The organism is Roseovarius indicus (assembly GCF_008728195.1).
In the GTDB taxonomy this organism is placed as follows: Bacteria; Pseudomonadota; Alphaproteobacteria; order Rhodobacterales; family Rhodobacteraceae; genus Roseovarius; species Roseovarius indicus.
Genome location: NZ_CP031598.1, coordinates 3,664,451 through 3,689,085, shown reverse-complemented (window position 1 = coordinate 3,689,085; position 24,635 = coordinate 3,664,451). Strand labels below are relative to the sequence as shown.

Annotated in this window: 22 protein-coding genes; 10 read left to right on the top strand and 12 right to left on the bottom strand. The window is 64.5% G+C overall.

The window, feature by feature from the left end; all coding sequences use genetic code 11:
- Positions 1–38 precede the first annotated feature (38 nt).
- Together RIdsm_RS17710 and RIdsm_RS17705 are read left to right on the top strand one after the other, a co-directional pair.
- Positions 39–1,412: a TolC family outer membrane protein gene (locus tag RIdsm_RS17710; protein WP_244955838.1), complete on the top strand. Its 1,374-nt coding sequence runs from the start codon at positions 39–41 to the stop codon at positions 1,410–1,412.
- A gap of 72 nt (positions 1,413–1,484) precedes the next feature.
- A complete protein-coding gene (locus RIdsm_RS17705; RefSeq protein ID WP_057816951.1) occupies positions 1,485–2,564 on the top strand; it encodes a hypothetical protein in 1,080 nt (359 codons plus the stop codon).
- Here the strand turns inward: RIdsm_RS17705 and RIdsm_RS17700 are convergent.
- Together RIdsm_RS17700 and RIdsm_RS17695 are read right to left on the bottom strand one after the other, a co-directional pair.
- Positions 2,561–4,021, bottom strand: coding sequence for a cobyric acid synthase (locus RIdsm_RS17700; protein WP_057816950.1), 1,461 nt, complete (start codon positions 4,019–4,021; stop codon positions 2,561–2,563). The two genes, RIdsm_RS17705 and RIdsm_RS17700, sit on opposite strands and share 4 nt — an antisense overlap.
- Positions 4,022–4,238: 217 nt before the next feature.
- On the bottom strand, positions 4,239–4,571 hold the full coding sequence (locus tag RIdsm_RS17695; RefSeq protein WP_057816949.1) for a DUF6280 family protein: 333 nt from the start codon (positions 4,569–4,571) through the stop codon (positions 4,239–4,241).
- Positions 4,572–4,789: 218 nt separating this feature from the next.
- Between RIdsm_RS17695 and efp the strand changes: the two genes are divergently transcribed.
- Positions 4,790–5,353 carry an elongation factor P gene (gene efp / locus RIdsm_RS17690; RefSeq protein ID WP_057816948.1) on the top strand — a complete coding sequence of 188 codons (564 nt, stop codon included), beginning with the start codon at positions 4,790–4,792 and terminating at the stop codon, positions 5,351–5,353.
- A gap of 3 nt (positions 5,354–5,356) precedes the next feature.
- On the opposite strand, the gene RIdsm_RS17685 is transcribed toward efp, so the two are convergent.
- A complete protein-coding gene (locus RIdsm_RS17685; protein WP_057816947.1) occupies positions 5,357–6,157 on the bottom strand; it encodes a fructosamine kinase family protein in 801 nt (266 codons plus the stop codon).
- Positions 6,154–6,885, bottom strand: a complete 732-nt coding sequence (ygfZ, locus tag RIdsm_RS17680) for a CAF17-like 4Fe-4S cluster assembly/insertion protein YgfZ (RefSeq protein ID WP_057816946.1) — start codon at positions 6,883–6,885, stop codon at positions 6,154–6,156. Before ygfZ ends, RIdsm_RS17685 begins: the two co-directional genes overlap by 4 nt.
- Positions 6,886–6,950: 65 nt before the next feature.
- Between ygfZ and RIdsm_RS17675 the strand changes: the two genes are divergently transcribed.
- On the top strand, positions 6,951–7,622 hold the full coding sequence (locus tag RIdsm_RS17675) for a TIGR04283 family arsenosugar biosynthesis glycosyltransferase (RefSeq protein WP_057816945.1): 672 nt from the start codon (positions 6,951–6,953) through the stop codon (positions 7,620–7,622).
- Between the two features lie 2 nt (positions 7,623–7,624).
- Here RIdsm_RS17675 and RIdsm_RS17670 read toward each other — a convergent pair whose 3' ends face one another.
- Entirely contained in the window at positions 7,625–8,308 is a 684-nt protein-coding gene (locus RIdsm_RS17670; RefSeq protein ID WP_057816944.1) for a phosphatase domain-containing putative toxin, read from the bottom strand.
- A 148-nt stretch (positions 8,309–8,456) separates the two neighbouring features.
- Between RIdsm_RS17670 and RIdsm_RS17665 the strand changes: the two genes are divergently transcribed.
- On the top strand, positions 8,457–9,653 hold the full coding sequence (locus tag RIdsm_RS17665) for a pyridoxal-phosphate-dependent aminotransferase family protein (protein ID WP_057816943.1): 1,197 nt from the start codon (positions 8,457–8,459) through the stop codon (positions 9,651–9,653).
- A gap of 3 nt (positions 9,654–9,656) precedes the next feature.
- Here RIdsm_RS17665 and RIdsm_RS30200 read toward each other — a convergent pair whose 3' ends face one another.
- Positions 9,657–9,833 (bottom strand): hypothetical protein, encoded by a 177-nt coding sequence (locus tag RIdsm_RS30200; RefSeq protein ID WP_160325855.1) that lies wholly within the window; start codon positions 9,831–9,833, stop codon positions 9,657–9,659.
- A gap of 57 nt (positions 9,834–9,890) precedes the next feature.
- The gene (locus RIdsm_RS17660) at positions 9,891–10,997 is read right to left on the bottom strand and encodes a pyridoxal phosphate-dependent aminotransferase (protein WP_057816942.1); all 1,107 of its coding nucleotides are present in this window, start codon (positions 10,995–10,997) and stop codon (positions 9,891–9,893) included.
- Between the two features lie 111 nt (positions 10,998–11,108).
- Between RIdsm_RS17660 and RIdsm_RS17655 the strand changes: the two genes are divergently transcribed.
- Positions 11,109–11,894, top strand: coding sequence for a crotonase/enoyl-CoA hydratase family protein (locus tag RIdsm_RS17655; RefSeq protein WP_057816941.1), 786 nt, complete (start codon positions 11,109–11,111; stop codon positions 11,892–11,894).
- A 57-nt stretch (positions 11,895–11,951) separates the two neighbouring features.
- On the opposite strand, the gene RIdsm_RS17650 is transcribed toward RIdsm_RS17655, so the two are convergent.
- Entirely contained in the window at positions 11,952–15,035 is a 3,084-nt protein-coding gene (locus tag RIdsm_RS17650) for a valine--tRNA ligase (RefSeq protein ID WP_057816940.1), read from the bottom strand.
- Positions 15,036–15,161: 126 nt separating this feature from the next.
- Here RIdsm_RS17650 and RIdsm_RS30760 point away from each other — a divergent pair, with 126 nt between their 5' ends.
- Entirely contained in the window at positions 15,162–15,905 is a 744-nt protein-coding gene (locus RIdsm_RS30760) for a DUF3592 domain-containing protein (protein WP_143100493.1), read from the top strand.
- 42 nt (positions 15,906–15,947) lie between these two features.
- Positions 15,948–17,309, top strand: a complete 1,362-nt coding sequence (locus RIdsm_RS17640) for a dicarboxylate/amino acid:cation symporter (RefSeq protein WP_057816938.1) — start codon at positions 15,948–15,950, stop codon at positions 17,307–17,309.
- 12 nt (positions 17,310–17,321) lie between these two features.
- Here the strand turns inward: RIdsm_RS17640 and RIdsm_RS17635 are convergent, their stop codons facing one another.
- A complete protein-coding gene (locus tag RIdsm_RS17635; RefSeq protein ID WP_057816937.1) occupies positions 17,322–17,942 on the bottom strand; it encodes an HD domain-containing protein in 621 nt (206 codons plus the stop codon).
- Positions 17,943–18,274: 332 nt separating this feature from the next.
- On the opposite strand from RIdsm_RS17635, the gene RIdsm_RS17630 reads away from it, so the two are divergent.
- Both RIdsm_RS17630 and RIdsm_RS17625 read left to right on the top strand, forming a co-directional pair.
- Positions 18,275–18,889 carry a hypothetical protein gene (locus tag RIdsm_RS17630; protein ID WP_057816936.1) on the top strand — a complete coding sequence of 205 codons (615 nt, stop codon included), beginning with the start codon at positions 18,275–18,277 and terminating at the stop codon, positions 18,887–18,889.
- 233 nt (positions 18,890–19,122) lie between these two features.
- Complete coding sequence (locus RIdsm_RS17625) at positions 19,123–19,911, top strand: inositol monophosphatase family protein (protein ID WP_057816935.1); 789 nt, start codon at positions 19,123–19,125, stop codon at positions 19,909–19,911.
- A gap of 35 nt (positions 19,912–19,946) precedes the next feature.
- On the opposite strand, the gene RIdsm_RS17620 is transcribed toward RIdsm_RS17625, so the two are convergent.
- From RIdsm_RS17620 to putA, 3 genes are read right to left on the bottom strand one after another with little or no spacing between them, the layout of a single operon-like run.
- Entirely contained in the window at positions 19,947–20,312 is a 366-nt protein-coding gene (locus RIdsm_RS17620) for a GFA family protein (RefSeq protein ID WP_057816934.1), read from the bottom strand.
- Entirely contained in the window at positions 20,309–21,058 is a 750-nt protein-coding gene (locus RIdsm_RS17615; protein WP_057816974.1) for a rhomboid family intramembrane serine protease, read from the bottom strand. Before RIdsm_RS17615 ends, RIdsm_RS17620 begins: the two co-directional genes overlap by 4 nt.
- Before the next feature lie 31 nt (positions 21,059–21,089).
- Complete coding sequence (gene putA, locus RIdsm_RS17610; RefSeq protein ID WP_057816933.1) at positions 21,090–24,524, bottom strand: bifunctional proline dehydrogenase/L-glutamate gamma-semialdehyde dehydrogenase PutA; 3,435 nt, start codon at positions 24,522–24,524, stop codon at positions 21,090–21,092.
- Positions 24,525–24,635: the final 111 nt, after the last annotated feature.

The following is a 24,635-nucleotide window of genomic DNA, read 5'->3' as shown; positions in this document are numbered from 1 at the left end:
ATATGAGAGTCCCGTTCAAGACCCGCGTTATCGGTGCCGTGTCCGCCGTTATCCTTGGTTTCGCGCAACCGCAGGCCGCATCGGCCGAAACGCTCGCCGACGCATTGGTCAGCGCCTATGAGAACAGCGGCCTGCTGGAGCAGAACCGCGCCCTTCTGCGGGCCGCGGATGAAAGCGTCGCGCAGATCGTCGCGGAGCTGCGCCCGATCATCAACTGGTCGGCCGATATCACCCGGACGTTCGGGACAACCCGCACGGGCGGGGTCATGCGCGGCTCGGATTCGAACGATCTGAACCTCGGGATTTCACTCGATCTGCTTCTGTTCGATTTCGGGCGCACCAACCTGCGGCTGCAGGCGGCCAAGGAAACGGTGTTGGCGACCCGCGAATCGCTGCGCAACATCGAGCAGCAAGTTCTGCTGCGTGCCGTTGCGGCCTTCATGAACGTACGTCGCACCGGCGAGCTGGTGTCGGTGCGTCAGAACAACCTGCGGCTTCTGCGCCAGGAATTGCGCGCCGCGAATGACCGGTTCGAAGTGGGCGAGGTGACCCGCACCGACGTGGCACTGGCCGAAGCGCGGCTGGCGTCGGCCCAGAGCGGTCTGGCCACGGCACAGGGCGATCTGACGCAAGCCGTCGAGGAATACCGGTCCGCTGTCGGGCGTGCGCCGGGCCAGTTGCGTGCACCGCGGCAGTTGCCCAATCTTTCGGGCAACATCGATACGGCCAAATCCATTGCGGTGCGGAACCACCCCGACATGCGCAAGGCCCAGTATGACGTCTCCTCGGCAGAGCTGACCGTGGCCGCTGCCGAGGCGGCGATGAAGCCGAGCGTCAGCCTGACGACCCGCCTTGGCGCGGGGGAAGAGATTGACGGCACCGATTACACCCGGTCGGGCAGCATCGGCGTCACGGTCTCCGGTCCGATCTACCAGGGCGGTTTGCTGAGTTCGGCCCGGCGTCAGGCGATGGCGCAGGCCGACTCGCTGCGTGGTCAGCTTCACGTGACCCAGAAGCAGGTGGTCGCGGATGTCGGCAACGCCTATGCCATTCTGCGTGCCGCCCAGGCCAGCCGGCAGGCCGGGCAGGAACAGGTGCGCGCCGCGCGCGTCGCTTTCCGAGGTGTCCGGGAAGAGGCCAAGCTGGGCGCCCGGACCACGCTTGACGTGCTGGATGCCGAACAGGAGCTGCTCGACGCGCAGGCGGGCCTGATTTCGGCAGAGACCGATCTCTATATCGCGGCTTACCAGGTGCTTGAAACGATTGGTGAACTGACCGCGAAAGACCTGCGCTTGAACGTGCAGACCTATGACCCCGAGGCATATTACAACCTGGTCAAGGATGCGCCGGTTCCGATCAGCCCGCAGGGCCAGAAGCTCGAACGTGTGTTGCGGGCGATTGGGAAAGAATAGAATCCTCCCTAAATTGTTGTGCGAAGAGGCCCTCGGCGGTAGACTATCCGAAGGCAAGAACGGTAATTGAGCATGTCAGACCCCGTAACGAATGTCGAAATCGAGGACGTTCTGTCGTCTATTCGGCGGCTGGTTTCCGCGGAAGAACGCGAGGAACCGAAGCGTCGTGACGAGCCACGCACCGCTGCGCAGCAGCGCGAGGCGAAGCTTGTTCTGACCCCCGCCCAGCGGGTGGACGAAGAGAGCGACGATTCGACGGAGATGGAAATCGAAGCGCCCGAGGCGCAGGCTTGGGATGAAGGCCGGTTCGACGGTATCGAAGACGCGGAAATCGTCGAGGCACGCGCCGAGGAAACCGACGAGGATATTCTCAAGGATCTTCCCCACTTCATCCGTAGCGGCATCCATGACCGCATCGAAGAGCCTGAGACCGGGTCAGAGAAGGCAGAAACGGCCCCTGACGAGGCGGACCTTGGACATGCCGATGACGTCGACGACGGCGCAGCGGATACGCTGGCTGCCGTGCGAGACGATTGGGATGACCTCGAGGATGACGCAGCCCTGGTCGCTGATACGGCCGAAGATGGACCCATTGCCCAGGAAGAGCCGGCACCGGAAGACCTTCATGTTGCCGATTTCGAGGACGAAGATGAAGGCGACACCGGCGATATCGACCTGAAGGCTCTCGAGGCACGCATCGCGGGGTTTGAGACCGCGGTGGCCGAGAAAGACGAGGAATGGGAGCCGGACGGCACGTCGGATGACGACTATGCCGCGGGCCCGCAATCGCCGCTTCCTTGGCAGGATGTCGAGGAAGACGTTACCGACGTGGACGAGTCAGAGGCAAATTTCAGTGCCCAAGATGCCAAACCTGACACGTACCTCGCAGAAGATACGTTCGAGGAAGCGGCCGCCGCTTCAACCGGCTCTGATCGTCTTGCCGAGGAAGAGGGAGACAATACCAGCCCGTCCGAAGCCGGGTCATGGTATTCCGAAGATGCGGTTCTCGACGAGGATGCGCTTCGCGACATGGTCAGCGAAATCGTACGGCAGGAACTTCAGGGGGCGTTGGGCGAGCGGATCACGCGTAACGTCCGCAAGCTCGTGCGTCGCGAAATCCACCGGGCGCTTACGAGCCAGGGTATCGACTAGGCGTCGACCTTCACGGGCTCTGCGAGCCCCAGGAGTTGGTCGATGGCGAAATGCGTCTCCAGATGTTGTGCCAGCGCGTCCAGCGTCTTGTCGACATTGTCGGTGAAGAACAGGTCCGAGCGCGCGCCAAGCTCTTCCAGAAAGCTCTTTCGGAACCCGTCCGAGGCAAAGAGCCCGTGCAGGTAGCATCCGCGTATGCGGCCGTCGGCACTGGATGCCCCTTCGGGGGTGCCGCCGATATCCAGCCATGCCCGTGCGCAATCGGGTCCGGTGGTCTCGCCAAGATGTATCTCGTAGCCCTCGACAAGGCCTCCGGTCGCCCGGTAGGTGGCCTGGGTCAGGGCAAGGTGCTTTTCAGGTTTCATCACGGTTGCCACGTCGAGATGCCCAAGTCCGGGAACTTCGCCCGGCGCGCCCTCGAGTCCCTCCGGGTCCGCGATCGTGCGGCCGAGCATCTGGTAGCCGCCGCAGACGCCCATCACGTGCCCGCCGCGCCGGATATGCGCTGTCAGGTCGATATCCCAGCCCTGCGCACGAAAGTGCGCAAGGTCGGCAATGGTCGACTTGCTGCCCGGGATCAGCACGAGATCGGCGTCGCCGGGCAGGGGCCGGCCCGGCTCGACGATCTCGACGGTCACGTCCGGCTCTCCCGACAACGGGTCGAGATCGTCGAAATTCGCAATCCGGCCAAGCCGTGGCACGGCCACCTTGAATTGCCCCCCGGGTCGGTTCCTGAGGTCCATCACGTCTTCCGCAGGCAGGCGCCAGGCGTCTTCGAACCACGGAAGCACGCCGAGCGAAGGCCAGCCGGTGCGCCGCACGATTTCTGCCAGGCCGTCGTCGAAGAGGCTCACGTCGCCCCGAAACTTGTTGATCGCAAAACCTTTTATTCGGCCGGCATCGGCCGGATCAAGGATCGCCTGGGTGCCGACGACCTGGGCGATGACGCCACCCCGGTCGATGTCACCCACCAGGATCACCGGCACGCCCGCCGCTTCGGCAAACCCCATGTTGGCGATGTCGCCCGCCCTCAGATTGATCTCGGCCGGGCTTCCCGCACCCTCGACCAGCACGATATCTGCGTCACGGCTCAACCGATGAAAACTCTCGAGCGTGGCCGCCAGCAGGCTGGGTTTCCGCTTTGAATAGTCCCGCGCCCTGAGCGTGGCAAAGCGTTTGCCCTGCACGATGACCTGTGCGCCGATGTCCGTTTCCGGCTTCAGCAGTACGGGGTTCATGTCGGTATGCGCCGGCTTGCGGGCCGCCAGAGCCTGAAGCGCCTGCGCGCGGCCGATCTCGCCGCCGTCGACCGTGACGGCCGCGTTGTTCGACATGTTCTGGGGTTTAAAGGGGGCCACGTTGAACCCCCGGTTGGCACAGGCCCGCGCCAGCCCTGCCACGATCATGGACTTGCCGACATTCGAGCCCGCGCCCTGGATCATGATCGCCTTTGCCATGCCGCGCCCTCATACTGCGTGTGCCGTGATACAGCGCGCATCCGCATGGGGAAAGCCATGAAAACGCCGCCGCATGATCTCTCGCAGATGCCGGCAGACCTTCCAGCAAGAAGATCGGCGCGTGTCGTTCTCGGTGACCTTGCGTCATTGGCACCCACAGAAATGAAAAAGCCCCGCCGCAGGGGCAGGGCCTTTTCGTCAGGTCAGGAAAAGAGTGTCAGGCGGCTTCGGCCTGGGCGGCCAGAGTCGCGGCAGCATTGCGGCGCTCGCTCTCCTCACGCGACAGCGCGACAGAGGTGCGAACACCTTTCGACACGAATTCCATCAGGCCGGTCACAACCCGCTCGTTGGGGTCGATACCGGCACAGCTCAGCACTTCACGACCGTCGCGCGAACGCGCCCAACGGGCGATCTGCTCCGGACCATTGCCATATTTCTTGTCGTCAGAAATGGCATCGTCCAGTGCGGCCAGTACCACGGCCGCGAACAGTTTGCGAGCACGGTTGCCCTGTTCAGCATTGAAGGCCGTGCCGTCAACGAAATCTTTCATGATTCGTCCTTGCTTTTATTGCTCTTGTCTTTTCGGCGTGGCGATGGTTATGACGAAGTTTGTTCGATTCGGATAGCCCTGTGTTGCATAGCTAGGTTGCATTTTCTGCATATCTTTCTGCACCTGCAGCACGAGATTTCGTCGTCTTGCCCACCATTGCATCCCCAGATATAGGGTTGGTCGAAATATGATCAACCTTCTGTCATGGGAAAGTCACGATGCCCAAGATCAACGGAAATGAAATTCGCCCCGGCAACGTGCTGGAGCATAACGGCGGTCTATGGAGCGCCGTGAAGGTCGACCACGTGAAACCTGGAAAGGGTGGCGCGTTTGCACAGGTCGAGCTGCGCAACCTTCGCAACGGCTCGAAATTGAACGAGCGCTTCCGGAGTGCCGACAAGGTCGACCGTGTCCGGCTGGAGCAGAAAGACCAGCAGTTCCTGTACGAAAACGACGGGATGCTGATCTTCATGGATGCCGAAACCTACGAGCAGATCGAGCTGCCCGCCGACATCCTCGGCGAACGCCGCCCGTTCCTGCAGGACGGCATGACCATCACCGTGGAATTCTACGAAAGCGAGGCGTTGAACGCGACGCTGCCGCAGAAAGTGGTGTGCAAGGTGGTCGAAACGGAACCGGTGGTGAAGGGCCAGACTGCGGCCAACAGCTTCAAGCCCGCAGTGCTCGACAACGGCGTCAAGGTCATGGTGCCGCCCTTCGTGGGCCCCGACGAGGATATCGTCGTGAACACCGAGACGATGGAATACGCCGAGCGCGCCTGAACCTCAGACACCGGCACGGCCGAGCAGCCGTGTGACAAGACCGTGGTACCCTGCGCCGAACAGGCGCAGGTGCACCAGCGCGGGCCAGAGCTGGTAGATCGGTTGCCTGGCCTCAAGGCCCGCAGCCAGAGAACCGTAGCCCTCCATGACCTCGGTCGGCGGCTGTCCGAAGAGGTTGAGCATCGCAAGGTCGACCACCGGGTCGCCGTGATAGCAGGACGGGTCTATCAGATAGGCGGCGGCGCCCGAGAAAAGCGCGTTGCCCATCCAGATATCTCCATGCAGCAGTGCCGGGCGCGGTTGCGCCGGCAAGAGGTCGGGCAGCCTGATACACAGCGTTTCGAGCCTTTCGGCCGTTTCCTTAGGCACCACATCCAGAAACGGCTGCAGCCTGTGCTCGGCCCAGAAGGTGGGCCAGTGCCCGTCTTGGGTATTCCGGATTTCGACGGGACCGAATGCATAGGGTTCCGGCCAGCCGTAGCTGTTGCCTTCGGTGCCATGAAGCTGGGCCAGGGCCGCTCCGAGGGCGCGGTAACTTTCGGGGGAGGGCGGCGTTTCTGTCAGATGCTGCAAAAGGATCAGCCCCGGCTCGGTATGAAGAACCTCGGGCACCGGCGCGTTGGCGGCGCGCATCGCCTGCAGCATGCGCGCCTCCATTTCAACCATCGGGCCGGTCTTTACGACAACCTCGCGGCCATCTTCGAGATCGGCCCGGGCGACGTCCGACAGATCGCCACCGTGCAGCGGCACAAGACGGGCGACGCGTTGACCCAGCGCCCCCTCGATCTGCGCCGTGCGGCTCATTCCGCGTAGGTGACCGTCGCGTCGCCTGCGCGCATCTCGCCCTTCGCGCGGTTGAAGCGCAGATAGGCGATGCCGCGCCCGTCAGCCTGAGTGAACAGCGTGCCGGCCGGTTTGCCATCGGCCGTGACTTCTGTTCCAACCGGAGCGGCGCCTTCGACCATCACAGGCACGAGCCCCTTGTTCAGCTCGGTCTTATGCTTCATCCGGGCAGTCACCTCCTGCCCGACGTAACAGCCCTTGCGGAAATCGACCCCGTTCAGCCGGCCGAATCCGGCCTCGAGGATGAAGGTGTCCGGTGTCAGCTCAACTCCTGTTTCGGGGATGCAGTGCGCCACCCGGATGGCGTCGAAATCGGTGCCGTCATCGCCTTCCTCATTGCCGTAAAGCCGCCAGCCCAGTTCGGGGTGGCGCGGGTCGGGCAGGGCGCCCTCGGGCGCCGGGCCGGTGCCGCGGTAGACCTTCAGGGGGCTCTCCTCGATCGTCACGTTCGAACGCAGCTTGTACATCCTGAGACGCTTGACAAGGTCGTCGGCCAGCGACTGGTCGACATCCAGCATGATCGCCTCGTCCCGGCGGAACAGGATGAAGTCGGCGATGTACTTGCCCTGTGGCGTCAGCAGCGCGGTATAAACCGGCCCTTCGGACAGCTTCGAGACATTGTTGGTCACAAGGCCTTGCAGAAAATGCTCGGCATCGCTGCCGGTGATTTCATAGATCGCGCGTGTCATCGTGCCTCCCGTTTCCTTTCCCCCTGTAATATAGGTGCCCGTGCCCACGGCAACAGGGGAGAGTCATGCGCGCGAAACTGTCAGTCATCATCCCGACACTCAATGCCGAAACCGGGCTGATGCGCGGCCTGTCGACGCTGGCCGAAGGCTTGTCGGCCGGGCTGATCCGCGAGTTGGTGATTTCGGATGGCGGGTCGGAGGATGCAACGCTTGCGATTGCCGAGGAGGCCGGGGCGGAGCTTGTCACCGGCTCACCGTCGCGCGGCGGCCAGTTACGACGCGGCGCAGAGATGGCGCGAGGGGAGTGGCTGCTCTTCTTGCACGCCGACACGATGCTGCCGCCGGGCTGGGCTGATGAGGTTCTGGCGCATCTCGAGACCGGTCGGCCTGCCTACTTTCGGCTGCGGTTCGACAAATCCGGGTTCGGGGCCTCATGGACCGCAGGCTGGGCCAACTTTCGCTCTCGGGTGTGTCATTTGCCTTACGGCGACCAGGGCTTGCTGATCTCGCGTGAAGAGTATGATCGGGCCGGGGGCTACCCGGACATTGCGCTGATGGAAGATGTTGCAATGGCGCGAAAACTGGGCCGTCGGCTGGTGCCCTTGCCGGTGACGGTGACGACAAGCGCCGACCGGTACACGCAGGACGGATGGTTTCGACGCGGCGCGCGCAACCTGTCATTCTTGCTGCGCTACCGTCTGGGCGCCGATCCCGAGCGGTTGGCGAGGCGTTACTGACGTCAGAAGAACGTCCGCTTCGTCTCGTTGAAGGTCTTCTGCACGTCCTTGAACTCGTACTCGGTGCGCACCCACTCCTCGAACGAGATACCCGTTTCGGCCTGTCGCGCCTCGTAAAGGTCGAGGATGTAATCGAGCACGCCCGTCTTGGTCCAGCGGAAGTGGATGTACTTCGCCGTCAGCATCTTGCGCGCTTCCGATATCGGCCGTCCCTCGATCACGATCAGGTAGATCGCCGAGGCGAACCCGGCCCGGTCGGCCCCCGACTTGCAATGCATGACGAAGGGTTTCTCGATCGTTCGGAAGGCGTCGATCACCTTCAGGATATCCTCTCGCGGGGCCGCGTGGCGGGCGTGGAAGGTCACGTTCACCAGCTTCAACCCCAGTTCGCGACAGCTTTCCTCTTCCACGAGGTAATGCGCCGCGCCGCCCGCGCCGCGCAGGTTCAGGATCGACTTGATCCCCATCGCCTTGAGCTTGACGAAGCGCTCATGCGTCGGCTGGTTCGAGCGGTAGACGCCTGGTGCCACGGGGAAGAAGTTCGTCCACACCTTGCGCAGGACAGCATGATCGAACCAAAGGTTGTAGATATGCGCGCGGCGGCGGTTTTCCGGCGTCGACAGGTCGGTGTTGTAATAGGCGCGCAGACCCCGTTCCCAGTCGGAAATCCGTTTGATCAGCTTCATGAGGGTCAGTGCGCTCCGTTCACATCGGGCCTAGCAGGGGCCGGGTTCATCTAGGGGGAACCTGTCCGCAAGGCAACCCGTGAGATCGCCGATTGACGCCCCGGGCGGGCGGCGTAAAGTCCGGCCGACCCCGCAGAAGGAGAAGACCATGAGCGATGCAGGCGGCCGCCCCTACCGCGCCATTCCCGGCCCCTCGGTGATGCCCGAGGAGGTGTTGCGTGCCATGCACCGCACCGCGCCCAACATTTACGCGGGCGAAGTGGTCGACCTGACCGAAAGCCTGATCCCGGATCTGCGCCGGGTGGCGCGGACAGAGGGTCATGCGACGATCTACATCGCCAACGGTCACGGTGCATGGGAGGCGTCGCTGGCCAATGTGGCGGGCCCGGGCGACAAGGTGCTTGTGCCGGCGACAGGGCGGTTCGGCCTGGGCTGGGCGGAGATTGCCGAGACACTGGGCGTCGAGGTGGAACTCATCGACTTTGGCCGACAGACGCCGATCGACCCGAACCGCGTGGAAGAGGCGTTGCGGGCCGATACCGACCGGCGGATCAAGGCGGTGCTGGCCACGCATGTCGATACTTCGACGTCGATCCGGAACGATGTTGCCGCCGTGCGCAAGGCGATAGACGCGGCCGGGCACCCGGCGCTCCTTATGGCCGACTGCATCGCCTCGATGGCATGCGACAGGTTCGAGATGGATGCCTGGGGCGCCGACGTCGCTGTCGCCGCCAGCCAGAAGGGGTTCATGGTGCCGCCGGGGCTGGGCTTTGTCTTCTTCAACGAGCGCGCGGCGGCGGTACGAGCCGCCATGCCACGTGTTTCGCGCTACTGGGACTGGCGGCTGCGTTCGGAACCGGAGATGTTCTACCACTATTTCGGCGGCACGGCCCCAACGCATCACATCTATGGTCTGCGGGCTGCGCTGGACATGATCCATGCGGAAGGCATCGAGGCCGTCTGGGCACGGCATGAGCGGCTGGCAGGGGCCATATGGGCGGCCTGCGAGGTCTGGGGGCAGGCGGGGGCCTTGCGGCTCAACGTGGCGGACAGGGCCTTTCGCAGCCACGCCGTGACTTCGCTGGGGCTCAACGCGCCCGACGGCACGCGCCTGCGACAATGGCTCGAGGCAAATGCAGGCGTCACGCTTGGCATCGGTCTTGGCATGGCGACCGAGGAAGACCCCCACGGCGACGGCTATTTCCGTATCGGGCACATGGGGCATGTCAACGCGCACATGGTGCTGGGCGTCCTGGGGGCAATGGAAGCGGGGCTGTCGGCCTTGGGTATCCCCCACGAAACGGGCGCGGTGGATGCGGCCGCGCGGGCGCTGGCGGCGGGGTGAGGGCTAGGCGCGCTGGCCCATCCAGGTGATCAGCCGGTTCAGACCGTAGCTGATCGCCAGCACGACCGGCAGGCCAAAGACGGCCCACAGGACCATGAGAACCCAGAGCAAGTTGACGAGACCCATGACCAAGGCGGCATTGGTGTAGTTCGGGGCCTCTGGCAACGTACCCTTTTTCATGCTGCCGAGATTAGCGCACGAATCCTGTCTGTCAGGTAAATTCCTGCTGAGGTTCGGTTATTCGCGGACCTCCGCCAGCGCTTCTGGCAGGGCTTCGGCCAGCACGGCCATGTCCTCGGGGCGGCCACAGCTGATGCGGATACAGCGATCCTGCGGGGCGACCATGGGCTTGCGGACGAAAACGCCGCGCTTGACCAGTGCCTCGAGGATACGGGTGGCAAACGCGCCGTCGCGGCCGCAATCCACCGCCACGAAATTCGTGGCCGAAGGCAGGGCCGCCATGCCGCTTTCGGAGGCGATGCGGGCGATCTCGTGGCGCGATTCGTCGACCTTGCGACAGACGTAATCGAGCCAGCCATGATCCTGCAGCGCCGCCAAGGCACCGGCCTGCGCCACGCGGTTCATGCCGAAATGATTGCGGATCTTGTCGAAGCTTCGGATCAATTCCTCGGCGCCGATGGCATAGCCGATCCGGGCGCCGGCCATGCCGTAAGCCTTTGAAAAGGTGCGCATCCGGATGACGCGCGGGTCGTCGGCCTCAATCGGGGCGGCGGTGCCTTCGGGCGCGAACTCGACATAGGCTTCGTCGAGCAGCAGCAGGCAACCATCGGGCAGTTGATCAAGCGCCGCGGCAATGGTTTCGCCGCTGTGCCAGCTGCCCATCGGGTTGTCGGGATTGGCGAGGTAGACAAGTTTGGCGCCGATCTCTTTTGCCTTTGAAAACAGGCGTTTCGGGTCTTCGTGATCTTCCTTGTAGCGCACCTTGTGCAGCTCGCCACCGAAGCCGTCGACGTGGTAGTTGAAGGTCGGGTAGGCGCCCTCGGACGTGACCACAGGGTCGCCCGGGCCGATCAGCAGACGGACGAGATTGCCCAGCAAACCATCGATTCCCTCACCGATCAGGACATTACCCAGCTCGACGCCATGATGCGCGGCCACGGCGACGCGCAGGTCGTGGCTGGTTGGGTCGCCGTATTTCCAGATTTGCGCGGCCTCTTCCCGCATGGCGGCGACGGCCTTGGGCGAGGGCCCGAACAGGCTTTCATTGGCGCCGAGGCGGGCGCGGAAGGGAGCGCCGCGGGCGCGTTCCTGCTCCTCGGGGCCGACGAAGGGGACGTTGGCGGGGAGGGCGTTTACGAGGTCTGTATAGCGTGGTCCTGTCATGGCGGGAGATAAGACCAGTCGGCGCGAGGTTGCAAGGGCGGGATGCCGCCACGTTTCGATGGCGAAGCCCGGGCAATTGCGGTTTGATGGAGGTTAACAAAGGAGGTGCCCATGCCACGCGTGACCGTCGAAACCATTGACAAGATTGCCTTTGTCACCCTCACCCGGCCGGAAAAGATGAACGCGGTCGACCCCGAGATGGCCGAGGGGATCGTCGAGGCGGGGCAGAGCCTGATCGATGCGGATATCCGGGCGGTGGTGCTGTCGGGGGAGGGCAAGGCCTTCTGCGCGGGGCTCGACGTGATGAGTTTTGCCAAGCATGCGGCGGGCGATCCGGAGGCCCGGATCATGCCGCGGACGCATGGAAATACCAATCTATTTCAAGAGGTTGCCATGGTCTGGCGCAAGGTGCCGGTGCCGGTGATCGGGGCGGTGCAGGGGGTGGCGTTCGGGGCCGGGTTCCAGTTGGCGCTGGGAGCGGACATCAGGATCGCGGCGCCGGGGACGAAGCTGGCGATCATGGAGATGAAATGGGGGCTGATTCCCGACATGGGGGGCATGGTTCTGTTGCCGAAACTGGCGCGGTCGGACGTGATCCGGAGGCTGACCTATACCGCCGAGCCGATCGAGGCGGAGCAGGGCGAGGCTTGGGGGCTGGTGACCGAGATCAACGAGCAACCCTTTGAAAGAGCGAAGGAAATCGCACAGCAGATCGCCAAGAAAAGCCCCTCGGCCATCCGTGCGGCCAAGCGGCTGATCGAGTTTGCCGAGAGCGGCGCGGGGGAGGATGAGGTGCTTCTGGCGGAGAGCCGCGAGCAGGCCGGGGTGATGGGCAAACCCGACCAGATGGAGGTGATCGCGGCCAACATGGCGGGCCGCGATCCGGAGTTCAAATAGGCAAAATCCAACGTCGGTATAACGTCGGTATTTTGTCGGTATTACGTCGGTGCGACGTCAGCCCAACTCGGCCAGCCGGTCGAGCGCGGCGCGGATCTTGGCCTCTTCCTCTTCCCGCGCGCGCAGGTTCTCGCGGGCCTCCTCGACCACGTCATCCGGCGCGCTTTCGACGAATTTCGGATTGTTGAGCCGGCCGCGCAGGCCGCCCAGTTCCTTCTCGAGCTTGCCGAGGGTCTTTTCGAGCCGGGCTTTTTCCTCTTCCACGTCGATGACGTCGGCGAGCGGAAGGCCGAAGCTGGCGCCGTCGGCGGGGACGGTGATGCAGCCCTTGGGCAGGGCATCCGTGGGCGTCAGGCTGTCGATGCGGGCGAGGCGCTTGATCATCACCTCGTTGCGGTCCCACGCGGCCTTGGCGGCCCCGTCGATTTCGGTCACCAGCATGGGGATGTGGAGACCGACCGGCACATGCACCTGGGCGCGGGCCGAGCGGATCGAGTCGATCAGGTCGATGACCCAGTTCATCTCGCGGTCGGCGTCGCGGTCGATCAGCTCTTCGCCGTAGGTGGGCCAATCGGCGTGAACGAGCATTTTCTCGCGTTTTCCGAGGGTTCCCCAAAGCTCTTCAGTGATGAAGGGCATGATCGGATGCAGGAGAACGAGGCACTGGTCGATGACCCAGGCCATCGTCGCCTGTGTCTCGGCCTTGGTGGCCTCGTCGCCGTCAAGCAGGAGCGGCTTGGAGAATTCGACATACCAGTCGCAGACCTTGCCCCAGACGAAGGCATAGAGGGCGTTGGCCGCGTCGTTGAAGCGGAATTGCTCGAGCGCGGTGTCGACCTCGAGGCGCACCTTGGCGGTTTCGCCGACGATCCAGCGATTCACCGTGGCGGTGGGCTGGGGCGTCGTGCCGTCGGACCCGGTCGCGCCGTTCATCTCGGCAAAGCGGGCGGCGTTCCAGAGCTTGGTGCCGAAATTCCGATATCCTGCAATGCGTTGCGTCGAAAGCTTCAGGTCGCGGCCCATGGCGGCCATGGCCGTGAGGGTGAAGCGCACGGCGTCGGCGCCGTATTCCTCGATCAGCTCGAGCGGGTCGAGCACGTTGCCCAGCGACTTCGACATTTTCTTGCCCTTCTCGTCGCGGACGAGGGCGTGGACATAGACGTGATCGAAGGGGCGCTGCCCGACGACGGCATATTGCATCATCATCATCCGGGCGACCCAGAAGAAAATGATGTCAAAGCCGGTCACCAAGACACTGGTCGGAAAGTATTTTTGCAGCTCGGGCGTGTCTTCGGGCCAGCCCAGCGTGCCGATCGGCCAGAGGCCGGAGGAGAACCACGTGTCGAGCACGTCGGGGTCTTGCCAGACGGGGTAGACAAGGTGCGTGGGATCCTGCGATGCGGTGTATTCGGCCAGGCTTTCGGCGAGTCGGTGCAGGGCCTCGTCGCGCGATTTGACCTCGACCACCTGCATGGCCTGAAGCGGTACCGGGAGCGACGCGAGCTTGTCGTGGTAAGCGTCTGTAATCGCGTCAAAATCAGGCGCACACTCCATCAGGTAGCTGTTATGCCCCTCGTTCAGCAGGCGCAGCATCTCGACAAGGTCGAGCGTGCCGTCGCCCTCGTCATCATGGAAGCCGGGGCTGGAGAGGTCGAACCCGTACCAGACGGGGATCTGGTGGCCCCACCAGAGCTGGCGTGAAATGCACCAAGGTTCAATGTTTTCAAGCCAGTGGAAGTAAACCTTGCGGTCCTGCTCGGGCATGATGTTGACCTCGCCCTTGCGGACGGAGTCGATGGCCGGGCCGACGATTTTCTGGGTGTCGACGAACCATTGATCGGTGAGCATCGGCTCGATCACGACCTTCGAGCGATCACCAAAAGGCTGCATGATCAGCTTGTTTTCCACAAACGGCTCGGGCTCGCCTTGATCATTTACAACTTCGACGGCCAAACCTTCGCTTGTTATCTGTTCGACGACCTTCTTGCGGGCCTCGAACCGGTCGAGACCGCGTAGGTCGTCGGGGACGAGGTTGAGGGTGTCGACCTCCTCGATGGTGAAGTCGCTGCCGTTGGCGATGTCCTGGGCGCGCGTGGCGCAGGTGGCGTAATCGGCCCCGTCCGAGCGCATGTGGGCGCTGGTGTTCATCAGGCGGTACATGGGGATGTTGCCGCGCTTGGCGACGCCATAGTCGTTGAAGTCATGCGCGCCGGTGATCTTGACCGCGCCCGAGCCGAAGGAGGGGTCGGGGTAGTCGTCGGTGATGATCGGGATCATGCGCCGATGCTCTTTCGGGCCGACGGGGATTTCGCAGAGTTTTCCGACGATTGGCGCGTAACGCTCATCCGACGGGTGGACCGCGACGGCGCCGTCGCCCAGCATGGTTTCGGGGCGCGTGGTGGCGATGGAGATATAGTCGCGCTCTTCCTCGAAGAGCACCTTTCCGTGCTCGTCACGCTCGACATAGGTGTAGGTTTCGCCGCCCGCGAGCGGGTATTTGAAGTGCCACATGTGGCCGTGGGTCTCGGTGTTCTCGACCTCGAGATCGGAGATGGCGGTCTCGAAATGCGGGTCCCAGTTCACCAGCCGCTTGCCACGGTAGATGAGGCCCTTGTCGTACATGTCGACGAAGACCTTGATGACGGCATCGTGGAAATTGCCGTCTTCGCCCTCGGGCGCGCCGGGGGCGCCGGACATGGTGAAGGCGTTGCGCGACCAGTCGCAGGAGGCGCCGAGGCGCTTGAGCTGGTTGATGATGGTGCCGCCGGACTGGGTTTTCCATTCCCAGACCTTTTCGAGGAATTTCTCGCGGCCCATCTCGCGGCGGGATTCGTTGCCTTCCTCGGCGAGGCGGCGTTCGACGACCATCTGGGTGGCGATGCCGGCATGGTCCTGCCCCGGCTGCCAGAGCGTGTCGTGGCCTTTCATGCGGTGCCAGCGGATCAGGATATCCTGCAGCGTGTTGTTGAAGGCGTGGCCCATGTGGAGGGAGCCCGTCACGTTGGGCGGGGGGATCATGATCGAGAAGGTCTCGGCCCCGTCGGCGGCGTTTGCGCCGGCCTTGAAGGCGCCGGAGTTCTCCCAGGCGTCGTAGATGCGGCCCTCGGCCTCTGCTGCGTCGAATGTCTTGTCCATCGCCATCTGTCGCGGTCTCCGCGCTGCTCATTTTCAGTCGGGGATCGGCATACCCAATGAAAAGGCCGAGGGAAAGACGGGAATGGCGATGAGGCTTGCGCGGTGGGGGCGGATCGGCTTTGGATTGGGGTCATGAGCGAGGACGCGCCCCTTCCGCCGGTTTCGATGCTGCGCCTGTTTTTCCGGATGGGCGGGTGGTTCGTGGTGGGCGTTACCGTGGCGTTCCTGGGCGTGACGGCGGTGGCGCAGCTGTTTTTCGGGGCGGCGCAGCGGTTCGAGGCGGAAGGCCGGCCGGTTGTGGCTTTGGTGACGGAGAAGCGGGTGGCGGAGGGGCGCGATTCCGATGGCGACCGGACGGTGACCTATTGGCTGACGCTGGAGTACGTGACCGGGGCCGGGGAGGAGATCCGGCAGGCGACGACGGTGAACGTGGGGGAGTATCGGGCGGCCGAGGAGGGGGAGGCGCTGGAGATCTGGTACCTGGAGAGCGAGCCGACGCGGGTGGAGGTGACGAAGGGGGAGAATGCCGGGTCGGCGCGGGTGTTCCGGGTGATGTCGCTGGTGCTCGGGGTGATCTGGCTGGGGCTCTTCTGGCTGGTGGGGCGCTGGGTGGTCGAGGCGGTCCGGGCGCGGCGGTACGGGGCCTGTGAGCGGGCCGAGGTGACGGAGGTGTACCGGACGGCGATCAGCGTGAACAACCGGCCGCGCTATCGGGTGAAATGGCGCGACGGGCAGGGGCGCCCGGGGCAGAGTCTGTTGGAGACGCGGCGGGATGTGGAGGAGGTTCGGCCCGGTGACAGGGTGCGGGTTTACCAGGGGCTGAAGCGGGCGTGGTGGGCAAAGGATATCGGCGACCGCGACGATACGGCCGGCTGAGACGGCTTTCGGAGCGGGAAGCGCGCGTGGTAAAGGGCCGTCATGGCGGCAGATCAGCAGGATACCCCGATGCAGATTGCCCGGCAGCGGTTCAAGCTGCGGGTCTGGATCACCTCGCGGCTTTGGGCGCAGGTGATCGCCGGGATGGTGCTTGGCTTCGGGCTGGGGCTGTTGCTGAGCGAGGGCACCGGGCTTGTCGAGCCGGAGATGGCGGAGCTGGTGGGCCTTTGGCTGGCGTTGCCGGGGCAGATCTTCCTCGGGCTGATCGCGATGGTGCTGGTGCCGCTGATCTTTTCCTCGATCGTCGGCGGCCTCGCGGGGGCCGGTTCGGGCGAGGCGTTACGGGCGGTGGGGCTGCGGCTGGCGGGGTTCATCCTGCTGACCACCGCCGCCGCCGCGAGCCTGGGGGTGGTGCTGGCCGTGTGGCTGCAACCGGGCGCGGGGATTGCCGGGCTGTCGGCGGAGGCGCCGCCGGCGGCGGTGGTTCAGGCGGCGGAGGCAGATGCCGGAACGGAAGCCGAGGTCGCCGCGCCTGACCTGACCGAGCCCTCGACCTTTCCCGACCTCATTTCCAATATCCTGCCCAGCAACCCGACCGCGTCGATCGCGCAGGGCGACATGCTGGCCGTGGTGGTGCTGGCGCTGCTGGTGGGGATTTCGGTCACGCAGGTGCAGACCGAGCGCGCGGCGCCCTTCCTTGCGCTGATGGATGCGCTGCTGTCGATTTCGATGAATATCGTGAAATGGGCGATGTTCCTGGCCCCTTACGCGGTGTTCGGGCTGATGGCGCAGCTGGTGATGCGCACCGGGTTCGAGACGATGATCGGCATATCCGGTTACGTGGGCGTGGTGCTGGTTGGGCTGGCCCTGTTGCTTTGCTTCTACCTGTTGGTCGCGTTGCTGGCCGCCCGGATCACGCCGCCGCGCTTTTTCAAGGCGGCGGGGGGCAACCTGTTGCTGGCCTTCTCGACCTCGAGCTCTTCGGCGGTGATGCCGGTGACGATCCAGTCGGCGCGGCAGCTGGGGGTGCCGGAGAGCACCGCGAACCTCGTGGTGCCGCTGGGGGCGACGATGAACATGGCCGGGACTGCGCTTTACCAGGCGGTGGCGATCCTGTTCCTGGCCCAGCTTTCGGGGGTCGAGCTGGCGCCCGTGCAGATCGCGGTGGTGGTGGGCACGCTGGTGGCGTCGAGCATCGGGGCGCCGGGCACGCCCGGGGTCAGCATCGCCATCCTCGTGAACGTGGCGACGGGCATGGGCATTCCGATCGAGGGGATGGTGGTGATTCTCGGGGTCGACCGGCTGCTCGACATGAGCCGGACGGTGGTGAATGTCACCGGCGACCTCGTGGCGGCCGTGCTGCTGAGATCGGCAGGCGGGGCCGAGGAAGGGGCCGCCGCCTGATGTTGCAGATGGTCAGGCGCGTTCGGCCGCGACCTTGGGGTCGACCAGCGGCTCGCGCGCGCCGGGGCGGATGACCTCGGGGTCGTAGGCTTGGCGGGCGAAGACCTCCTCCACCATGGGCGCGAAAAACTCGAGCGGCAGGGTGTCGTAATCCGGGTCGAAGCTGGCCTGGTCCCAGCGTTCGCAGAATTCGGCGTTGTCGTCGAAATAGGGGTGGCCGCGGTGGCGTTCGCGCTTGTTCTGGTCGAATCCTTCGAGGTGGTGGCCGTAATACAGCATCTGGAAGTCGCCATGGGTCTGCACTACCCAAGCGCATTGTTCGCGCACGAAGGGTTTCAGGATCGTGGCGGCGTATTCGTCGTGATTGTAGGGCGCGTAGATATCGCCGATATCGTGCAGCAGCGCCGAGACGACCCAGTCGGTATCGGCCCCGTCGCGCCAGGCGCGGGTGGCGGATTGCACCGAGTGGCCGAGCCGGGTGATCTGGTAGCCCGAGAGGCCTTCGTCGAGTTCCACCAGCGCCTTCAGCAGACGCTTGGCCGTGTGTTTGGTGTGGTCGATCTCATGAGCGGTGAGGAATTCGTAATCTTCCTTGGTGCCGTCCTTCATCTGGGTGAAGCTGACCTTGTCCATGCCGAGGGACCTCCGTTGATGTGGGTTGCCGTGCGGGCGTGGCGCCGCGCCGGTTTGGGCCCATGGTAGAGCGCGGGGGGCAGGGGCGTAAAGAGGGGCTGGCGGGGACGTGACGGTGCCTTGTGGGACGTGTTGATGATTGTGACGAGGGGGGCGGCGGTGGTCATTCAAAGGGCGGTTGTTCTCTTTGAGCCTGAGGTGCCGGGTTTCCACCTGTACAAGTCTCAGGCGCAAGTATCGCCAACACGCTCATTGACGCCAAGGTTTTGGACATTTCACAGCAGGACGGACTGTGGAATGGTGGTACGACTTAAGGATATTGGAGGAAACAAATGAGCAGGGTACGTATTATTATTTTGACGACGTTGCTTGCTGCTTCGCTGGGTACAAGCGCCGTTTCGCAGACACAGGCAACCAATCTAGAACACCCGGACAATTTGAAAGTTACCCACAGGTTGGGCTGTATTGCGCTGGAGAAAGTAAGGAATTCTTACACACCAGCTGATATTTCGAGGGCAGTCACAAAATGCGCCGAACGCGGTAAATTCGAGCAGGCTATTCAGCTCTTTTTTGTGTATTCGGTGTATGGTTACTACGATCAAGAGCGGATGGTGGACACGAGCGCTGGAAATGCAATCGGGGCATTGAATTTAAAGACGTTTCGGACCCTGTCTGCAGGACAGCGGGAAGGCATGGCAAACGCCGCTCAGGAATTTCAAGACGCTTCTGGCGCGCTCTTCAAGGGGACCTGCGATTTGGTCGAGAAGCTTGGCCCTCCGAGCTATGAGCCCATTTACATGGCGGCACACGGCCTGAAGTCATTCAAAATTGTCGGTGAAAAGGTTGAGTATTTAACGCCTTCGGAGCTTTCTGAATTGGTTAAGGACGTCGATGCAGAGCGTCTTTGGATCGAAAGTCTCCATGAGGTAAACAACTGCCCGCGTTGACAACATCCAATTTTCGAAGGTCCGCTTCATCCGCACGGCCGACATGGTTGACGATCAATCCGCGTCCGCAGATTTCCACGGGAGTGTCAGGGCGTTTGTGTCCCTGTTGCACGCGGGTTTAGCCGCGGGTCTTCAACACAACCGATCAGAGGCTTGGGAGACGTGACCGCCCCCTTGTCACCTTTGGCCACGCGGCGTATACGCGCGGCCTTAGTCAGAGGAGTTCGTGGCCCATGCATGGCAGCGCAAACGTCAACATCATGATCAAGGCCGCGCGCAAGGCGGGGCGGTCGCTGGTCAAGGATTTCCGCGAGGTGGAGAACCTGCAGGCCTCGATGAAGAGCGCCGGCGACTTCGTGAGCCGGGCCGATATCGCCGCCGAGAAGATCCTCAAGGAAGAGCTGATGGGCGCGCGGCCGACCTATGGCTGGCTGGCCGAGGAAGGTGGCGAGGAGGAGGGCAAGGACCCGACCCGCCGCTGGATCGTGGACCCGCTCGACGGGACGACGAACTTTTTGCATGGCTTGCCGCACTGGGCGATCTCGATCGGGCTGGAGCACAAGGGTCAGATCGTGGCCGGGGTCATTTTCGATGCCGCGAAGGACGAGCTGTACTGGGCCGAGAAGGGCGAGGGCGCGTGGCTGAACGAGAGCCGGTTGCGGGTGTCGAACCGGGGGAAGATGATCGAATCGATCTTCGCCACGGGCGTGCCGTTCGGCGGGCGCGGGGATCTTCCGCAGACGTTGCAGGACCTGGCGCGGCTGATGCCGACCTGTGCGGGCGTGCGGCGCTGGGGGTCGGCGGCGCTGGATATGGCTTACGTGGCCGCGGGCCGGTACGAGGGGTTCTGGGAGCGTCGGTTGAACGCGTGGGATCTTGCGGCCGGTGTGGTGATCGTGCGCGAGGCCGGTGGGCTGGTGCAGCCGCTGCGCGAGGGGCGCGACATTCTCGGGCATGGCGAGGTGATCTGCGCCAACGAGGTGGTGTTCGACAAGTTCGCGGAGATTATCCGGGACGTCTAGGCGCCACTCGTCCAGCCCTTGCAGGCTGGCCTCGTTCAGGCATCCGACGGGTGGTTCACGCCGTCGTTCCACGGGATCGGTTCGTAATCGGCAGGGTTGATGCCGTCCAGGCAGCCGAGGTTGACGCCGTATTCGGTGGGGTCGGAGCGGCGGCGGTGGTGGGTGTAGATCCCGCAGACCGAGCAGAACCAGTGTTGTGCCGTGCCGGTGTTCCATTGGTAGAGCGTCAGGGTGTCGGCGCCTTTCACGATTTCGACGTTGGCGAGCGGCACGCTGATATTGGGGGCCGCGCGGCGGCGGCAGAAGCTGCAGTCGCAGCGCATGGGCTTGTCGAGCGCGCCCTCGGGCAGGTCGACGCGCAGCTCGACCGCGCCGCAATGGCAGGTGGCCTTCTTGATCATCGCCGTTTCCTTCCCACCGTGGGCACGTTGGAGCGGACGTATTTGTATTCGGCGTCCGGGTGGGGCGGGTGGCCGTGGGTGCGATCCCAGAAGGCGCGGCCGCCCCGGGCGAGGAAGACCGGCAGGGTCAGGATCGCGCCGACGATGAAGCCGCCCGCGTGGGCCCAGTAGGCGACGCCGCCCTGCATGGCATCGGCGCCGAAGCCGGCGAAGAGCTGGATGCCGAACCAGAGCGCCAGCATGATCCAGGCCGGGATGGTGAAGATGCGGAAGAAGAAGATGAAGATGATGAGAATATCGACCTTGGCCTTCGGGAAGAGCAGGAGGTAGCCGCCCATCACCCCCGCGATGGCGCCCGAGGCGCCGACGGTGGGTACGGGCGAATAGGGGGCGGCCATGATATGCGCCACGCCCGCGCCGATGCCGGAGGCCAGGTAGAAGGCGAGATAGCCGATATGGCCCATCTCGTCTTCCATGTTGTCGCCGAAGATATAGAGGAACAGCATGTTGCCCAGAAGGTGCATCACCCCGCCATGCAGGAACATGGAGGTGAAGACCGTGTGGTAGGTGCCGTTTTCCACGACCATGCGCGGCACCATCGCCCATTCGTAGAAGAAGGCGTTGAGATCGCGCGCGTCGGTGAACTGGGGCCAATACCCGATGAAAATCAGGATATTGGCCGCCATCAGGGCGTAGGTCACATAGGGCGTGCGCCCCGACGGGTTATGGTCGCGGATGGGGAACATGCGCTCAAGCTGCGGCGAAAGCCGGGCGGCGTCAAGCGGCTCCGCCCAGCAGGGCTGCGTTTCCTCCGGCGGCCGTGGTATCGACGCAGACATGGCGCTCGTTGCAGACATGGCCGTGGTCGGGCTGGCCAGTGATGAGCGGCAGGATCGGGCCGGTGCGGGCGGCCAGCGCCTGCGCATAGGCGCGGCCCTTTTCCGCGTCGCCCCACCAGAGTGCGCCGGCGTGGCCGTCGAGCTCGGTGAGCGTGTCCGGGGAGACCTCGCCTGTGGCTTCGACCGCCGCGCCGCCGAGGGCGCGGACGGCCTCGGCCTGGGCTTTCGCCGTGTCGGCACCGGGCCCGAGGCAGAGGATGGCGTTGCGCCGGTAACTGCCGAGGCGGTTCGACTCGCCGGTGGGGCCGGGCAGGACGAGATCGTTCAGGCGCTTGTCGCGGCCCTTGTTGGCCTCTTTCAGGGCCTTTTCGATGTCGGCCTGTTTCATGGCGCCAGACCAGTCGGTGCCCTGTTGCGGGGCGGAGGCCCAGGTGTAGCGGGGCAGGTAGTGGGGCCCGCCGGCCTTCGGCCCGGTGCCGGAAAGGCCTTCGCCGCCAAAGGGTTGGGAGCCGACGATGGCGCCGATCTGGTTGCGGTTCACGTACATGTTGCCGGCCTCGATCCGGTCGGTGACGTGCTGCACGCGGTCGTCGATGCGGGTTTGCAGGCCGAAGGTGAGGCCGTAGCCGGTGGCGTTGATGTCGTCGATCACCCGGTCGAGCTTGTCGGCCTTGAAGGTGGCGAGGTGCAGGACGGGGCCGAAGATTTCGCGTTCCAGATCGCCGATGCCGTTTACGCGGATCAGGGTGGGGGCGATGAAGCTGCCGGCGTTCGGCGTGTTGAGCTCGTGCATCAGGCGGCCCTCGGCGCGGGCGGCCTGGATGTGGGCGGCGATGCCGGAGCGGGCCTCTTCGTCGATCACGGGGCCGACGTCGGTAGAGAGGTGCCAGGGGTTGCCCATGACCATCGCGTCCATCGCGCCGGTCAGCATTTCGGTGAAGCCCTCGACGATGTCTTCCTGCACGTAGAGGCAGCGGAGGGCCGAGCAGCGCTGGCCGGCGGATTGGAAGGCGGATTCGATGATCGCCTGCACGGCCTGTTCGGGGAGCGCGGTGGAGTCGACGATCATGGCGTTGAGCCCGCCTGTCTCGGCGATGAGCGGCGCGCCGGGGGCGAGGTTTTCGGCCATGGCTTTGCGGATCTTCATCGCCGTGTCGGTCGAGCCGGTGAAGGCCACGCCATCGACGCGCGGGTCGGAGGTGAGGGCCGCGCCGACCTCGCCTGCGCCGGGGAGGAGTTGCAGGGCGGTTTTCGGCACGCCCGCCTCGTGCAGGAGCTTGATGGCCAGGTGGGAGATGAGCGGGGTCTGTTCCGCCGGTTTGGAGAGGACCGCGTTGCCGGCGGCGAGCGCCGCGCTGATCTGGCCGGTGAAGATGGCGAGCGGGAAGTTCCAGGGCGAAATGCAGGTGAAGGTGCCGACGGGTGGGGCGTCGGGGGCGTTGGCGGCGTAGTAGCGGAGGAAATCGACCGCCTCGCGCAGTTCGGCCACGGCGTCAGGCAGGGATTTCCCGGCCTCGCGGGCGATGATGGCGAAGATCTCGCCGAAGTTCTTTTCGTAGAGGTCGGCGGCGCGGTTGAGGACGGCTGCGCGTTCCTCGGGGCTCGCATCCCACGGCCTGGCGTTGGCGAGGGCGGTTTCGATATCCGCTTCGCTGGCCGTGGCGACGGTGCCGGGGCTGTCGGCGGGGTCGGCGGGGTTGGTGACCTGCTGGGCCTCGTTCGGCGCCGCTTTGGCGGCGAGGATCGGGGCTGCTTCCCACTTGGCGGTGGCGAAGGGGCCGCGCTCGGAGGCGATGAGGTCGAGCGTGGGCTGGTGGGTGAGGTCGAAGCCGCGGGAGTTGGGGCGTTCGGGGAGGAAGAGTTCCGGGCCGCGGGGGAGGCGGGCTTTCATGTCGCTGACCGCGTTGAAGGGATCGCGGGCGACTTCTTCTGGCGGGACATCCTCGTCGACGATCTGGTTCACGAAGGAGGAGTTGGCGCCGTTTTCCAGAAGGCGGCGGACGAGATAGGCCAGCAGGTCGCGATGCGCGCCGACGGGGGCGTAGATGCGGCAGCGGGTGTTTTCGGATTTCATGATGAGGGTGTGGAGCGACTCGCCCATGCCATGCAGGCGCTGGAATTCGAACTCGTCCTTCTGATCCTTGCCCATGTCGAGCACGGCGGCGGCGGTGTGGGCGTTGTGGGTGGCGAACTGGGGGTAGATCCGGTCGGTCATCGACAGGAGCTTGCGGGCGTTGGCGATGTAGGAAATGTCGGTCGCGGCCTTGGAGGTGAAGACGGGGAAGCCGTCGACGCCTTCGACCTGCGCGCGCTTGATCTCGGTGTCCCAGTAGGCGCCTTTCACCAGGCGGACCATGATCTTGCGGTCGAGGCGCTGGGCCATGTCGTAGAGGTGGTCGAGCACGGGGGCGGCGCGCTGGCCATAGGCCTGCACGACGACGCCGAAGCCGTCCCAGCCGGCGAGGGAGGGCTCGGAGAGGGTGGCCTCGATCACCTCGAGGGAGAGGGAGAGGCGGTCGGCCTCCTCGGCGTCGATGTTGAGGCCCATGCGGGCGGATTTCGCCAAGAGCGCGAGGGAGCGCAGTCGGGGCATGAGGACGTTCATGACGAGGTCTTCCTGCGCCACCTCGTAGCGGGGGTGAAGGGCGGAGAGCTTGACCGAGATGCCGGGGTTGTCGCGGATGTCGCGGTTGGTGCAGGCGGCGGAGATGGCGGTGATGGCGCGGGAATAGGAGAGGTGGTAGCGGATCGCGTCGTCATCGGTGCGCGCGGCCTCGCCCAGCATGTCGTAGGAGTAGGTGTAGCCCTTCTTCTCCATGTTGGCGGCGCGGTGCATGGCGCTGTCGATGGTCTCGCCCAGCACGAACTGGCGGCCCATTTCCTTCATGGCGCGGCCTACTGCGGTGCGGATGACAGGCTCGCCCAGGCGGCGGATGGCGCCGCGGAGGGCTTTGACGGGGCCGGGGTCTTCGTCCTTGAGCACCTTGCCGGTGAGCATCAGCGCCCAGGTGGAGGCGTTGACGAGGGGCGAGGTGGAGTGGCCCATGTGGCGGCCCCAGTCGGAGGGCGCGATCTTGTCCTCGATGAGCGCGTCGATGGTTTCGGCGTCGGGGACGCGGAGGAGGGCCTCGGCGAGGCACATGAGCGCGATGCCTTCCTCCGTTGACAGGCCGTATTCGGCGAGGAACACTTCCATCAGGCCCGGGTTCGACTGGTTGCGGATGTCGCGGACGAGGGCGGCGCCGCGGTCGCAGATGCGGGTGCGGTCGTCCTCGGAGAGCGCGGCGATGGTGGTCAGGCGGTCGAGCGTTTCGGCCTCGTCGGCGTAGGTGGCGAGGTCGATGGTACGGCGGGTGTCGCTGTCATAGGGCAAGGCAGTCTCCTGATCGCAGAAGTGATTTGTCCTATTTTACCATTGCCTGATTTAACATTTTTCCCGAATATCGCAAAAGTGCAGGCGATCCGGGCGGAAAAATCGGGGAAT

What these genes read in the sequence shown, in the direction of transcription:
- RIdsm_RS17695 (WP_057816949.1), bottom strand. Translation starts at nt 4,571, where the DNA reads ATGAAAGATTTCGTTGACGGCACGGCCTTCAATGCTGAACAGGGCAAC.
- RIdsm_RS17630 (WP_057816936.1), top strand. Translation starts at nt 18,275, where the DNA reads ATGAGCAGGGTACGTATTATTATTTTGACGACGTTGCTTGCTGCTTCG.
- RIdsm_RS17675 (WP_057816945.1), top strand. Translation starts at nt 6,951, where the DNA reads ATGCGCGCGAAACTGTCAGTCATCATCCCGACACTCAATGCCGAAACC.
- RIdsm_RS30200 (WP_160325855.1), bottom strand. Translation starts at nt 9,833, where the DNA reads ATGAAAAAGGGTACGTTGCCAGAGGCCCCGAACTACACCAATGCCGCC.
- RIdsm_RS17640 (WP_057816938.1), top strand. Translation starts at nt 15,948, where the DNA reads ATGGCGGCAGATCAGCAGGATACCCCGATGCAGATTGCCCGGCAGCGG.
- RIdsm_RS17685 (WP_057816947.1), bottom strand. Translation starts at nt 6,157, where the DNA reads ATGAGCCGCACGGCGCAGATCGAGGGGGCGCTGGGTCAACGCGTCGCC.
- ygfZ (WP_057816946.1), bottom strand. Translation starts at nt 6,885, where the DNA reads ATGACACGCGCGATCTATGAAATCACCGGCAGCGATGCCGAGCATTTT.
- RIdsm_RS17635 (WP_057816937.1), bottom strand. Translation starts at nt 17,942, where the DNA reads ATGGACAAGGTCAGCTTCACCCAGATGAAGGACGGCACCAAGGAAGAT.
- RIdsm_RS17615 (WP_057816974.1), bottom strand. Translation starts at nt 21,058, where the DNA reads ATGTTCCCCATCCGCGACCATAACCCGTCGGGGCGCACGCCCTATGTG.
- RIdsm_RS17705 (WP_057816951.1), top strand. Translation starts at nt 1,485, where the DNA reads ATGTCAGACCCCGTAACGAATGTCGAAATCGAGGACGTTCTGTCGTCT.
- RIdsm_RS17660 (WP_057816942.1), bottom strand. Translation starts at nt 10,997, where the DNA reads ATGACAGGACCACGCTATACAGACCTCGTAAACGCCCTCCCCGCCAAC.
- RIdsm_RS17700 (WP_057816950.1), bottom strand. Translation starts at nt 4,021, where the DNA reads ATGGCAAAGGCGATCATGATCCAGGGCGCGGGCTCGAATGTCGGCAAG.
- RIdsm_RS17655 (WP_057816941.1), top strand. Translation starts at nt 11,109, where the DNA reads ATGCCACGCGTGACCGTCGAAACCATTGACAAGATTGCCTTTGTCACC.
- RIdsm_RS17665 (WP_057816943.1), top strand. Translation starts at nt 8,457, where the DNA reads ATGAGCGATGCAGGCGGCCGCCCCTACCGCGCCATTCCCGGCCCCTCG.
- efp (WP_057816948.1), top strand. Translation starts at nt 4,790, where the DNA reads ATGCCCAAGATCAACGGAAATGAAATTCGCCCCGGCAACGTGCTGGAG.
- RIdsm_RS30760 (WP_143100493.1), top strand. Translation starts at nt 15,162, where the DNA reads ATGAGCGAGGACGCGCCCCTTCCGCCGGTTTCGATGCTGCGCCTGTTT.
- RIdsm_RS17670 (WP_057816944.1), bottom strand. Translation starts at nt 8,308, where the DNA reads ATGAAGCTGATCAAACGGATTTCCGACTGGGAACGGGGTCTGCGCGCC.
- RIdsm_RS17620 (WP_057816934.1), bottom strand. Translation starts at nt 20,312, where the DNA reads ATGATCAAGAAGGCCACCTGCCATTGCGGCGCGGTCGAGCTGCGCGTC.
- RIdsm_RS17650 (WP_057816940.1), bottom strand. Translation starts at nt 15,035, where the DNA reads ATGGCGATGGACAAGACATTCGACGCAGCAGAGGCCGAGGGCCGCATC.
- RIdsm_RS17625 (WP_057816935.1), top strand. Translation starts at nt 19,123, where the DNA reads ATGCATGGCAGCGCAAACGTCAACATCATGATCAAGGCCGCGCGCAAG.